This window comes from Dyella japonica A8, assembly GCF_000725385.1.
Taxonomy (GTDB): Bacteria; Pseudomonadota; Gammaproteobacteria; order Xanthomonadales; family Rhodanobacteraceae; genus Dyella; species Dyella japonica_C.
In genome coordinates, this window is sequence record NZ_CP008884.1 from 4,052,903 (window position 1) to 4,065,128 (window position 12,226).

Here is a 12,226-nt window from a genome sequence, read left to right on the forward strand (position 1 = left end):
AAACGAAACGGCGCAAGACGTGGAGCGCTCAAAGGCTGGCGGAGACGCCACCGACCAGACGCAGCTCCTTGGGCAGCGCGAAGGTGATGGTTTCCGGCTCGCCGTCGAGCTCGCGCACGGCACCCGCGCCCCACGACTGCAGGCGCGCGATGACGTCGCGCACCAGCTTTTCCGGTGCCGAGGCGCCCGCGGTGAGGCCGATGCGGGTGACGCCGTCGAGCCAGCTGCGCTCGATGTGCTCGGCACCGTCGATAAGGAAGGAGCGCACGCCCTCTTTCTCCGCCAGCTCGCGCAGACGGTTGGAGTTGGAGCTGTTCACCGAGCCGACCACCAGCATCAAGTCCACGGAGGCGGCGAGGCGACGCACGGCGTCCTGGCGGTTCTGCGTGGCGTAGCAGATGTCGTCCTTGCGCGGGCCTTCGATGTCGGTGAACGTGCTGCGCAACGCCTCGATAATCGCCTTGGTGTCGTCCACCGACAACGTGGTCTGGGTGACGTAAGACAGCTCGTGCGGAAACTTGGGCTTCAGCGCGGCGACGTCTTCCACGGATTCGACCAGCAGGATCTCGCCCTTGTTGGCGGGGTTCCACTGGCCCATGGTGCCTTCCACTTCCGGGTGGCCTTCGTGGCCGATGAGCACGACGCTGCGGCCGGTGCGCCCCAGGCGCGCCACTTCCATATGCACCTTGGTCACGAGCGGACAGGTGGCGTCGAACACTTTCAGGCCACGCTGGTCGGCCTCCTCGCGCACGGCCTTGGACACGCCGTGGGCGCTGAAGATCACCGTGGCGCCGTCGGGCACTTCGTGCAGTTCTTCCACGAACACGGCGCCGTCGTTGCGCAGCTTGTCGACCACGTAGCGGTTGTGCACCACTTCGTGGCGCACGTAGATGGGAGCGCCGTAGGATTCGAGCGCGCGCTCGACGATGGCGATGGCACGGTCCACGCCGGCGCAAAAGCCACGGGGATTGGCGAGCAGAATGTCCACGGAAGCTCCGGATCGATCGGGCGGCTGACAGATCCGGATTATCGCACGGCCGGTGAGGCCGTACGTGATGGCGCGTTCAGGCCTTGGATTTGCCCTGGAACAGGCCGAAAACCACCAACGCCACGGCCCCCACGGTAATCCCACAGTCGGCGAAATTGAACACCGGGTAGTTCCACTCGCGGAAATAGACGTGGATGAAATCGGTGACCTGCGAGGCGTGCAGGCGGTCGATCAGGTTGCCCAGCGCACCGCCTACGATCAGGCTCACCGGCAGGGCCGTCTTCCAGTCGCCGCGCGGCGTGCGCGATAGCCAAGACACCAGGACACCGCTGATCACCACCGCCAGCAGCACGAAGAACCAGCGCTGCCAGCCATCGCCGGCGGCGAGGAAGCTGAAGGCGGCGCCCTTGTTGAAGGCCAGGGTCCAGTTGAGGAAACCGGGGATCACCGGGTGCGGCGTGCCCGCGGGCTGCAGCGCGGCAAGCGCCCACCACTTGCTCAGCTGGTCGAGCACGATGACGACGGCGGAGAGCAGGAGCCAGTTGAGGGCGTTGGGTTTGGGTTTCATGGGGAATCTGTGTGTCGTGTCAGGTTCGCGCCAATCTCATCAGTGCGCAAACCAAATCATTGCCAAGGCTCAACCTACCCTCGTCATCCCCGCGAAGGCGGGGATCCAGTGACTTCGTCAGCCGCAGCGTTCTGAAGGCGCTGGATGACCAGCCATTCGGCTGTTGAAAGACACCTCCCGCCTTCGCGGGGATGACGGTCAGGAGGCGTGTCCGAGAAGTGAAGTGTTTCTCTTCGCTCGCCTACTCAGGCGAAAAAAGCCTTGCTCAGAACCAGCGCCTATCCTCACCCGGACCATCCACATTGCTGATGCAGCGATCGCACAGCTCCGGGTGGTTCGCATGTGTGCCGACGTCGTCGCGACGGTGCCAGCAGCGCACGCACTTGGCGGCGTCACTGACAGTGGCCGACACCCACACGTCCGCGCCTTCCAGCTCCGTCAGCACCGCATCCGCCGGCTGGCCACCGGCCAGGTCCAGGCGAACATCCGACGTGATGAAGAAGAAGCGCAGTTCAGACGCCGTCGGCTGGTAACGCGCGACGATGGCCGGATCGGCATGGATCGCCAGCTTGGCTTCCAGAGAAGCGCCGATCTGCTCGCCCTTGCGCATGCCTTCGAGCACGCGCGAGGCGGTGTCGCGGATCGCCAGCAGGTCGGCCCAGTAGCGGCGCTGCTCCGGCGAGCCCTGGGTGGAGGACAGGCCGTCGTACCAGGTTTCGAACAGCACGCTTTCGCTGCGCTCGCCCGGAAGGTGCTGCCAGATTTCCTCGGCGGTGAAGGTGAGCACCGGCGCCAACCAGCGCACCAGCGCCTCGGCGATGCGGTACATCGCGCTCTGCGCGCTGCGGCGACCGTGGCTTTCGGTCGGCATCGTGTAGAGGCGGTCCTTGGTGATGTCCAGATACAACGCGCCCAGCTCGTTGGTGCAGTAGTTCTGCACGCGCTGCACGATCTCCGGGAAGTCGTAACGATCGTACGCCGCCATCACGGCCTGCTGCGTGTCGTACGCCTGCTGCACGGCCCACTGGTCCAGCAACAGGCTCTGCTCCACCGGCACCAGGTGCTTGGCGGGGTCGAAACCGTCGAGGTTGCCGAGCAGGAAGCGTGCGGTGTTGCGGATGCGGCGATACGTATCCGATACGCGCTTGAGGATCTCGTCCGACAGCGACATCTCGTTGCGGTAGTCGGTCGAGCAGATCCACAGGCGCAGGATGTCCGCGCCCAGGTTCTTCATGATGTCCTGCGGCTCGATGCCGTTGCCCAGCGACTTGGACATCTTGCGGCCCTGCGCATCCACGGTGAAGCCGTGGGTGAGCACGTCGTTGTACGGCGCCTTGGCGAACATGGCCGACGAGGTGAGCAAGGAGGACTGGAACCAGCCGCGATGCTGGTCCGAGCCTTCCAGATACATCACGTGGTAGCTGGACGCCTTGCCCTGCTGCAGTTCGGGACGCTGGCCCACCACGGCGAAGTGGCTGACGCCGGAGTCGAACCACACGTCGAGCACATCCAGGACCTTTTCATAGTCCTTGGCCTGGTCGCCCAGCAGCTCGGCCGCGTCGAGCGCATACCACGCATCGATGCCGCCCTGCTCCACGCGCTTGGCGACCTGCTCCAGCAGCGCAACGGAATCGGGATGCGGTTCCTGCGTACCCTTGTGGATGAACAGCGCGATCGGCACACCCCAGGTGCGCTGGCGCGAGATGCACCAGTCGGGACGGTCGCCGACCATGCCGGCGATGCGTTCCTCACCCCAGGACGGCACCCAGCGCACGTGCTTGATCGCGTCGAGTGCGGTGTTGCACAGGCCTTCCTTCTCCATGGAGATGAACCACTGCGGCGTGGTGCGGAAGATCACCGGCGTCTTGTGGCGCCAGCAATGCGGGTAGCTGTGCTCGATCTTGGCGAAGGCCAGCAGCACGCCACGACGGCGCAGCAGCTCGACGATCTCGTCGTTGGCCTTCCACAGGTGCTTGCCGGCGATGACGGTGCCGTCGAGCGCGACCGGCGTGTCGGCGCGGTAGGTGCCGCGCGCTTCGGTGTAGTTGAGCGTCTCGATGCCGTATTTGCGCGAGACGACAAAGTCTTCCACGCCGTGGTCGGGCGAGGTATGCACGGCGCCGGTACCGTCTTCGGCGGACACGTGGTCACCGATCAGCACGGGCACTTCGCGCGCGTAGAACGGATGCTTGAGCAGCACGCCTTCCAGCGACTGGCCGGCAACGTGGCCGAGCACCTTCGCCTCACCGTCGATGCCGTAGCGATGCGCGACCTTCTCCACGAGTGCACTGGCAACGACCAGCAGCACACGGTGGCCGTCACGCGACGGGCCTTCGATCAGCGCGTATTCGAGTTCACCGCCCAGCGACACGGCCTGGCTTTCCGGCAGCGTCCACGGCGTGGTGGTCCAGATCGGGATGGCGACGATGGCGTCGCCCGCGTCCACGCCGAACGTCTGCGCGAGCGCCTTGGCATCGACGGCGTCATAGGCGACGTCAACGGCCGGCGACACCTTGTCGGCGTATTCGATCTCGGCCTCTGCCAGTGCGGAGCCGCAATCGAAGCACCAGTACACCGGCTTGGCGCCGCGCACCACATGGCCGTTGCCGACGATCTTCGCCAGCGCGCGCACCATGTCGGCTTCGTACTTGAAGTCCATCGTGCGGTACGGGTTTTCCCAGTCACCCAGCACGCCCAGGCGCTTGAAGTCCGTGCGCTGCAGGTCGATCTGCTGCTGCGCGTACTCGCGGCACTTCTGTCGGAAGGCAGCGGCGTCGAGCTTGTCGCCCACGCGGCCGAACTTCTTCTCCACCGCCACTTCGATCGGCAGGCCGTGGCAATCCCAGCCCGGCACGTAGGGCGCGCGGAAACCGGCCAGCAGGCGCGACTTCACCACCACGTCCTTGAGCACCTTGTTCACCGCATGACCGAGGTGAATCGCACCGTTGGCGTACGGCGGGCCGTCGTGCAGCACGAACACCTTGTCGCGGTTGGCCGCGCGTTCCTGGATCTGCGCATAGCGGCCCACCTGCTGCCAGTCGGCCAGCCACTTGGGCTCGCGCTTGGGCAGGTCGCCGCGCATCGGGAATTCCGTCTGCGGCAGGTTGATGGTGTTCTTGTAATCCTGGGTCATTGCCTGGGGATGCTCTGATGGTTTACTGGATGTCGAGACAGTGCGTGCCTGCACTTTCTCGACTCGCCAAATTCGGCACCTGTCCGAACCTGGCTCCGTAGAGGAAGCACTACCGTGCTTGCTCTACGAGCAGGTCATCCCTGGCCTGCTCCGGCAGGCTGCTTTCGACAGCTTGCCGGGGTGTCGCCGGGATGACGGGGCGAAAGCGCCAACGTTACCGGATTTGGGCCGGTTACGCCTCGCTGAGACGCGGGTTCATGCCCAGCAATTCACGGGCCTGCCGGGCGTCTTTGGCCATCTGGACGGTCAAATCGTCCAGGTTGTCGAATTTCTGCTCATCGCGGAGCTTGGCCACGAACTCCACCGCCATGCGCTGGCCGTAGAGATCGCCCTCGAAGTCGAACAGATGGACCTCCAGCAGCGGCTCCGGCACCTCGTTCACCGTAGGCCGCACGCCCAGGCTGGCCACGCCCGGCCAGCTGCATTCGCTCTCGCCCAGGCCCACGCGCACGGCGAAAATGCCATGGACCGGGCTGGTGCGGTCGCGCAGGTGGATATTGGCCGTGGGATAGCCCAGCTGGCGCCCCAGTTGCTTGCCGTATTCCACCTTGCCGTCGATCACGAACGGGCGGCCCAGCAAGGGCGCCGCGCCGGAAAACTCACCTGCCGAGAGCAGCATGCGCACCCGCGTCGCCGAAACACGCGCGCCGTCCAGCAACACCGAGGGCATGGTGCGGGCGGTGAAGCCGAAACCCGGCCCGACCCGCTCCAGCATCGCCACGTCGCCGCTGCGCTTGTGGCCGAAGCGGAAATCCGCGCCGACCCAGACCTCGCGGGCGTTGAGCCGGTCCACCAGCACCTGGCGCACGAATTCATCCGCTGACATGGATGTGAGGGCGCGATTGAAGCGCAGCAAGAGCACCTGCTCCATGCCCGCGGCATCAAAACCGCGCAGCTTCTCGCGGACACTGGAAAGCCGGGGCACGGGCTCGGGCGAAAAGAAAGCCCGCGGCAGCGGCTCGAAGCTGACCACGATGGGGGTAAGGCCAAGCGCATCGGCGCGCTCGCGCACCTCCGCCAACAGAGCCTGGTGACCGCGATGCAGGCCATCAAACGCGCCGACGGCCACCACGCTGCCGCCGGGCGCCAGAGTGGAACCGGCGACATCCCTGGAAAGTCTCATCATCGGGCGAGTATAGCGGCTGGGGCCGCATTGCCGATGCCCCATGCCCGGCACATTCCCTCACCGTCATCCCTGCGAAAGCAGGGATCCAGTGACTTCCCCGGGCGTCGCAAAAAGGCGCTGGATCCCTGCTTTCGCAGGGATGACGAACTTAAGGACTGAGGAAAATACGTTACACGCCACGCAGTTCGCGCAAACGGAAGCCGGCTGCAAACAGCGTCACGACATAGGCGCCGCCGCCTGCGACCACCAGCACAGCCAGACGCCACACGCGCGTCCATTTGTCCGCATCGGTCCAGTCCGGCCACAGATGCATGCCCGCCATCAGCACCGCCACCATCACCGCGCAGGACAACACCAGGCGCAGCATGTGCCGTGCCCAGCCCGGCTGGCGCTGGTACACGCCCGCCCGGCGCAGCCAATGCCACAACAGGCCCAGGTTGATGTAGCTGGCGATGGCGCTGGCCATGCCCAGCGCCATGTGCAGGCCCGGCACGGCGGCGATGCCGTCCAGCCACGGCAGCTGGCGCTGTTCCGGCGTCGCCCACAGCACGTACAGCAGGGCCACGAAGATCACGTTCATCACCATGTTTGCCACCAGCGACGCCACACCGGCACGCACCGGTGTCTTGGTGTCCTGGCGCGAGTAGAACGCCGGCAGCGCCACCTTCACCAGCGCGAACGCCGGCAGGCCGAAGCTCAGCGCGGTGATGGACAGCGTGGCCATGCGCGTATCGAACGGGGTGAACTGGCCATGCTGGAACAAGGTGGCCACCAGCGGCCGCGCCAGCAGCATCAGCGCGAACATGGCCGGTACGGCGATCAGCAGCGTGGTGCGCAGGCCCCAGTCCAGCGCCTTGGAGAAACCTTCCTTGTCGGTGGTCACGTGATGGCGCGACAGCGACGGCAGGATCACCGTGCCCAGCGCGACGCCGAACAAGCCCAGCGGCAGTTCGAGGAAGCGGTCGGCCTGCGACAGCCAGCTCTGCGAGCCCGTCATCAGGTAGGCCGCGATCACCGTGTCCAGCAACAGGTTGATCTGCGCGATGGAAGAGCCAAACAGCGTCGGCACCATCAGCGTCAGGATGCGGCGCACATCCGGATGGCTCCAGCCCCAGCGCGGCAGCGTGAGCAGGTCCAGCCCACGCAGTGAGGGCAGCTGGAACAGCAGTTGCAGCAGGCCCGCCAGCAGGATCGCCCAACCCATCGCCATGATCGGCGGGTGCACGAACTTCGACAGCCACAGCGCGCCGCCAATCATGCACAGGTTGAGGATCACCGGCGTGAGCGCCGGCAGCGCGAACTTGTGGAAGCTGTTGAGCGCACCGCCGCACAGCGCAGTCAGCGACACAAACAGCAGGAACGGAAACGTCAGGCGCAGCAGCTGCGCGGTGAGCGCGAACTTCTCCGGCGTATCGGCCGCGCCCTGCGAGAACAGCGCCGCCACCTGCGGGGCAAAGATGACGCCCAACGCGGTGATGACCAGCAGCACCCCGCCCAGCGTGCCGGACACGCGGGACATCAGCTGCTTGAGATCCTCATGGGGGCGCTTCTCCTTCACTTCGGTGAAGACCGGCACGAAGGCGGTGGAGAACGACCCCTCCGCAAACAGCCGGCGCATAAAGTTGGGGATACGGAAGGCCACCCAGAAGGCGTCGGTGGCCGCGTTGGCGCCGAAGGTGGCATTGATCGACATGTCCCGGACCAGACCGAGTACGCGCGAAATCATGGTCATGCTGCTGAAGGACAGCAGCCCACGGAACATGCTGGGAGACTTCATGCCTCTTGTCGTGCCTTTGCTGGTGAGACGCGCCTAGCCCCTCTGCCCTGGCGCCGAAAGGTGCGTAGTGTGACAGCCCAGGGTGGCAAGATGACAGCGCGGACGTGGCATAATCCGGTCCTTCGGTTCACCTTTGGCCGCCATTTCGGCGGCACAGCGCCCTTCCAGGCGCCTTGGCAACGCTAAGCTGTTGACGCTGCGGCCCATTGCCCGCATAATTGCCAGTCTTTTTCCAACCCAGCAATTCATTTCGGAGTTCTACCTTGGCCAACATCAAGTCCGCGAAGAAGCGCGCGCGCCAGTCCGAGCAGCGCCGCCTGCGCAACGTCAGCGCCCGTTCCATGGTGCGCACCGCCCTCAAGAAGGTCGTCAAGGCCATCGAGGCCAAGGACAAGGCAGCCGCCGTTGAGGCCTTTGCCGCTGCGCAGCCGGTCATGGACCGCTACGCCGCCCGTGGCCTGATCCACAAGAACAAGGCTGCTCGCCATAAGAGCCGCCTCAACGCGAAGATCCGCGAGCTGGCGTAAGCCGGCTCCGCGTACTGAATCTCGGGTTGGCGAAAAAGCCGGCGGAAGCCGGCTTTTTTGTGTTTGGGAAAAGCGGGCTGGCGGAAGCCGGCTTTTTTGTGCTTTGGGAAAAGCGGGCCGGCGGAAGCCGGCTTTTTTTTGTGTTTGGGAAAAAGGGGCCGACTGAAGCCGGTTTTCTTTTTGGGCCTTTGGGCCCGTTTTGGCGATACGGCGACCTGGCCGCCTGCGCGGCCGGCATTCCGACCTCCTGCCGGCGACGCGAAGCTAGTCCCGTGGGAAGGCCGGGGCACTTTTCATTGCTTGCCCACGCACGCGCAGGAACGCGTGCGAACGGCGAAGCCGGCCCGTAGGGCGGAGGGCAGGATGCCCGGAGTAAAGATCCCACGGGGACTAGCTTCGCGTCGAAAGTAACCAAAAGAAACGGCACCCCGGAATCGGCGCCTTCCGGGCCTGCAGCCCTCTAGGTGCGCGGGCGGGTTGCGGGGTTTTCGACGGGGCATCCTGCCCTGACGCCAAACTGGCTCGCATCCCTGCGAGCCACCCTTCGGGCTATTCCTCCACCCGCCCACCGCGTCATGCGGGGACCCGGTGGGTCAAAAGCCAAAAGCCAAAGCTAAAAGCTAAAAGCTAAAAGCCGAAGCAAGAACCCGAGCCGTTAGCGGAACATCCCAAAGTGGCGAGTCCCTTGTGGGAGCGCACCCTGTGCGCGACTGGGGCGTCTCGTAGTCACCGCTCCGTTAGGTTGTCGCGCACAGGGTGCGCTCCCACAGAAAAGAGAAAAGCGGGCGATCGTGCGGGTTCCATCAACGCCGAAGCGAAGCGGGGCGCCGCTTTAAGTCCTCATCGCCAAGGCGCGTTGCGAAAAGCCTGGAAGTACCCGCTGTGTAGCGGCGGAGGTTGCCAAGCAACAACCTGCCTCAAGCGTTCGGGCTTATCCCCACGACATGCTGCCAGCTCTGGCTCTCTAGGCCATTTTCTTTGGGTTACTTTTCTTTTGGGCCAGCAAAAGAAAAGTGACTCGGCCTTCGGCAGAAGGTCGAAACGCCCGCTGCGTAAGCGGCCCGATCGCGGTATCGCACGAGGCGACGACCGACCACGACAGAAACTGGATCCCGGCCTGCGCCGGGATGACGGCTTTTATGAAGTCATGAGGTAAGGTTGACTCCTCACCCCAACCCTTCCCTAAGGGGGGAGCGGGAGAGAACAAAAAAGCGGCCATTCGGCCGCTTTTTCTGTATTGAGGCAACAAAGCGCCACGCTTACTCAGCGTGCCCCTCCCCCCTCAATCGCACATCCCCCGGCAACATCTCGGTGCGCTCTTCGTGCGCCATCTGCTGCTCGGAAAGGAACTGCCACACCTGCTGGCACACCGGCATGGTGTTCTCGCGCGCAATCGCGGAAACCAGGAACCACGGCTCCTTCCAGCCCAGCCGCTGCACGACATCTTCGGCCACCGCCTTGCGCTCGTCCTCCGGCAACACGTCGGCCTTGTTCATCACCAGCCAACGCGGACGCTGAAGCAACTCGGGATCGAACTTCTCCAGCTCCTGCTCGATGGCATGCACCTGCTCCACCGGATCCGCGCCGTCAATCGGGGCGATATCGACCACGTGCAGCAGCAGGCGCGTGCGCGACACGTGGCGCAGGAACTGGATGCCCAGACCAGCACCGTCCGCCGCGCCCTCGATCAGGCCAGGAATGTCGGCAATGACGAAGCTCTGGTCCGTGCCCAGGCTCACCACACCCAGGTTCGGGTGCAGCGTGGTGAACGGATAGTCGGCCACGCGCGGGGTCGCAGCGGACACGGCGCGGATGAAGGTGGACTTGCCCGCATTGGGGAAGCCCAGCAAACCCACGTCCGCCAGCAGCTTAAGTTCCAGCTTCAGCTCGCGCACGTCACCGGGCGTACCCGGCGTCGACTTGCGCGGGGCACGGTTCACCGAGCTCTTGAAATGGATGTTGCCCAGGCCACCCTTGCCACCCTGCGCCACCAGCAGGCGCTGGCCATGCTGGGTGAGGTCGCCAATGGTTTCGTCGGTGTCGACGTTGGTGACCACGGTGCCCACCGGCACGCGGATGAAGGTGTCTTCGCCGCCCTTGCCGTACATCTGGCTGCCCATGCCGTTCTGGCCGCGCTCGGCCTTGAACGAGCGCTGGTGGCGGAAGTCGATCAGGGTGTTGAGGCCTTCGTCGGCCACCAGCCACACCGAGCCGCCGCTGCCGCCATCGCCGCCGTCGGGGCCGCCGAAGGGGATGAATTTTTCGCGACGGAAGCTGATGCATCCGTTGCCGCCGTCACCGGCGTGGACCTTGATGATGGCTTCGTCGACGAATTTCATAGGAATAGGGAATAGAAAATGGTGAATGGAGAATAGTAAAAGCAAGGGTGCGGGAAGCATGAAGGGAACGACCGGTCCGGCCTATTCCCGATTCTCCATTCCCTATTCCCTGCCTTCCAAAACACAAAAGCCCCGCCGAAGCGGGGCCTTCGCTGCAGCATCGCTGGGTATTAACCCTTGACGACGCTGACGAACTTGCGGTTGTTCTCGCCGCGCGTCTTGAACTCGACGGTGCCGTCGACCAGCGCAAACAGCGTGTGGTCACGACCCAGGCCCACGCCGGTACCGGCATGGAACTTGGTGCCGCGCTGACGCACGATGATGTTGCCGGCCTCGATGGCCTGGCCGCCGTACACCTTCACGCCGAGATACTTCGGGTTGGAGTCGCGACCGTTGCGGGACGAACCTACGCCTTTTTTATGTGCCATGACTATCTACTCCGGCTGATCAGGCGTTGATGCCCGTGATCTCGACTTCGGTGAAATGCTGACGATGTCCCTGCTGCTTCTTGTGGTGCTTGCGGCGGCGGAACTTGATGATGCGGACCTTGTCGGCACGACCATGCTTGCGCACGGTGGCGCTGACGGTGGCACCGGCCACGGTCGGGGCACCGACGGTGATCGACTCACCGGCACCGACCAGCAGAACCTGGTCGAAGGTGAAGGCTGCGCCTTCTTCGGCGTTCAACAGTTCCACGCGCAGGACGTCGCCCTGCTGAACGCGGTACTGCTTGCCGCCGGTCTTGATGACTGCATAACTCATGGGAATTTCCCTTCTGTCGTTATTCTCTTGGGCTCGCCGGCCCTAAATGGACACCGGCGAACTCGGGAGTATAGCGGGCCTGAAGGGCGCTGGTCAATTACTGACCACTCTGCCCGCTGGTGGCGGCCGCGGGCTTGGTGACCTTCTTGGCCGGCGCGGCCTTGGTATCGGTCTTGGCGGGCGTCTTGGCCGCCGGCTTGGCCGTGGTCTTCTTCGGCGCCGCCTTGGTCGCGGTCTTCTTGGCCGGCGCCTTGCCGTGCGAAGCCGCGTGCGTGGTGGCCTTTGCCGCCGGCTTGGCTTCTTCCTCGTCGGATCCGGCGTCGGCGGCCTTGAGGGCGGCCGCGCCCGCCACGGCGGCTTCCGGGGCCGACGAAGACGCCACCTTGGCGGGACAACGGCCGGCGCTGTCCAGGGTGCCCATATGCTTGAGTTCGTTGACCATCTGGTCGCTGCGCTCGTGGCTCCACTGCTGGCCGGCCTCGTTCGCCTCGGCCATGGTGGTGGGCATCTCGGTGATGACCTTCTGGCCCAGCGGGGAGCGATAGAACTTCAGCAGGCCGTTCATCTCGTCGGAGGTGAAGTGGCGCTGCCACACGGGCACCAGGCGGCCGATGAAGAGCTGGGTCTGGCTCTCATTCATGTAGTTTTGCCAGAAGTCCGTTGGGACGCAGGGCATCGATTGCTGCAGCGTGTTCACCGCCTGGGTGTTCATCTGCAGCAGCATCTTGCCAAGGCCGACCACTTCCATCAGCTGGCGAACCTGGTCCTCGGTCGCCGGCGCCGATGACGCCATCGCTTGTCCCACGCCCATTGCAAGCGCAATGGCGGCACCCCATCTGGTCAACTTGCCCATCCGCACTCTCTGTCCGTGGCATCGGCCGGAACCCGGCCAAAGAATCCATTAGGCCATACTCGGCCGGATCTTCTCTTAAGAGTTTGTTGGATG

10 protein-coding genes are annotated in these 12,226 nt (G+C 64.7%); 1 reads left to right on the forward strand and 9 read right to left on the reverse strand.

All coding sequences use genetic code 11. From position 1 onward, the window contains the following. Positions 1 to 28: 28 nt before the first annotated feature. The 5 genes from ispH to murJ all read right to left on the reverse strand — a co-directional run bounded on the left by ispH (position 29) and on the right by murJ (position 7,637). Positions 29 to 988 carry a 4-hydroxy-3-methylbut-2-enyl diphosphate reductase gene (gene ispH / locus HY57_RS17060; protein ID WP_019466912.1) on the reverse strand — a complete coding sequence of 320 codons (960 nt, stop codon included), beginning with the start codon at positions 986 to 988 and terminating at the stop codon, positions 29 to 31. Between the two features lie 76 nt (positions 989 to 1,064). Next, on the reverse strand, positions 1,065 to 1,556 hold the full coding sequence (lspA, locus tag HY57_RS17065) for a signal peptidase II (RefSeq protein ID WP_019466913.1): 492 nt from the start codon (positions 1,554 to 1,556) through the stop codon (positions 1,065 to 1,067). Positions 1,557 to 1,821: 265 nt separating this feature from the next. Continuing rightward, entirely contained in the window at positions 1,822 to 4,689 is a 2,868-nt protein-coding gene (gene ileS, locus HY57_RS17070) for an isoleucine--tRNA ligase (protein WP_019466914.1), read from the reverse strand. A 232-nt stretch (positions 4,690 to 4,921) separates the two neighbouring features. Further along, complete coding sequence (locus tag HY57_RS17075) at positions 4,922 to 5,875, reverse strand: bifunctional riboflavin kinase/FAD synthetase (RefSeq protein WP_019466915.1); 954 nt, start codon at positions 5,873 to 5,875, stop codon at positions 4,922 to 4,924. A gap of 169 nt (positions 5,876 to 6,044) precedes the next feature. Beyond that, positions 6,045 to 7,637 (reverse strand): murein biosynthesis integral membrane protein MurJ, encoded by a 1,593-nt coding sequence (murJ, locus tag HY57_RS17080; RefSeq protein ID WP_019466916.1) that lies wholly within the window; start codon positions 7,635 to 7,637, stop codon positions 6,045 to 6,047. A gap of 278 nt (positions 7,638 to 7,915) precedes the next feature. Here murJ and rpsT point away from each other — a divergent pair, with 278 nt between their 5' ends. Continuing rightward, positions 7,916 to 8,179 (forward strand): 30S ribosomal protein S20, encoded by a 264-nt coding sequence (rpsT, locus tag HY57_RS17085; RefSeq protein ID WP_017460878.1) that lies wholly within the window; start codon positions 7,916 to 7,918, stop codon positions 8,177 to 8,179. Positions 8,180 to 9,438: 1,259 nt separating this feature from the next. Here rpsT and cgtA read toward each other — a convergent pair. The 4 genes from cgtA to HY57_RS20980 all read right to left on the reverse strand — a co-directional run bounded on the left by cgtA (position 9,439) and on the right by HY57_RS20980 (position 12,073). Next, positions 9,439 to 10,518, reverse strand: coding sequence for an Obg family GTPase CgtA (cgtA, locus tag HY57_RS17090; RefSeq protein WP_019465503.1), 1,080 nt, complete (start codon positions 10,516 to 10,518; stop codon positions 9,439 to 9,441). A 170-nt stretch (positions 10,519 to 10,688) separates the two neighbouring features. Further along, on the reverse strand, positions 10,689 to 10,946 hold the full coding sequence (gene rpmA, locus HY57_RS17095) for a 50S ribosomal protein L27 (RefSeq protein ID WP_019465502.1): 258 nt from the start codon (positions 10,944 to 10,946) through the stop codon (positions 10,689 to 10,691). A gap of 19 nt (positions 10,947 to 10,965) precedes the next feature. Further along, positions 10,966 to 11,280: a 50S ribosomal protein L21 gene (gene rplU / locus HY57_RS17100; protein ID WP_019465501.1), complete on the reverse strand. Its 315-nt coding sequence runs from the start codon at positions 11,278 to 11,280 to the stop codon at positions 10,966 to 10,968. Between the two features lie 97 nt (positions 11,281 to 11,377). After that, positions 11,378 to 12,073, reverse strand: a complete 696-nt coding sequence (locus HY57_RS20980) for a DUF2059 domain-containing protein (RefSeq protein ID WP_019465500.1) — start codon at positions 12,071 to 12,073, stop codon at positions 11,378 to 11,380. Positions 12,074 to 12,226 lie beyond the last annotated feature (153 nt).

Excerpts from the sequence above, each read along its gene's own strand:
- lspA (WP_019466913.1), bottom strand. The coding sequence starts at position 1,556 with ATGAAACCCAAACCCAACGCCCTCAACTGGCTCCTGCTCTCCGCCGTC.
- ileS (WP_019466914.1), bottom strand. The coding sequence starts at position 4,689 with ATGACCCAGGATTACAAGAACACCATCAACCTGCCGCAGACGGAATTC.
- HY57_RS17075 (WP_019466915.1), bottom strand. The coding sequence starts at position 5,875 with ATGATGAGACTTTCCAGGGATGTCGCCGGTTCCACTCTGGCGCCCGGC.
- murJ (WP_019466916.1), bottom strand. The coding sequence starts at position 7,637 with ATGTTCCGTGGGCTGCTGTCCTTCAGCAGCATGACCATGATTTCGCGC.
- cgtA (WP_019465503.1), bottom strand. The coding sequence starts at position 10,518 with ATGAAATTCGTCGACGAAGCCATCATCAAGGTCCACGCCGGTGACGGC.
- rpmA (WP_019465502.1), bottom strand. The coding sequence starts at position 10,946 with ATGGCACATAAAAAAGGCGTAGGTTCGTCCCGCAACGGTCGCGACTCC.
- rplU (WP_019465501.1), bottom strand. The coding sequence starts at position 11,280 with ATGAGTTATGCAGTCATCAAGACCGGCGGCAAGCAGTACCGCGTTCAG.
- HY57_RS20980 (WP_019465500.1), bottom strand. The coding sequence starts at position 12,073 with ATGGCGTCATCGGCGCCGGCGACCGAGGACCAGGTTCGCCAGCTGATG.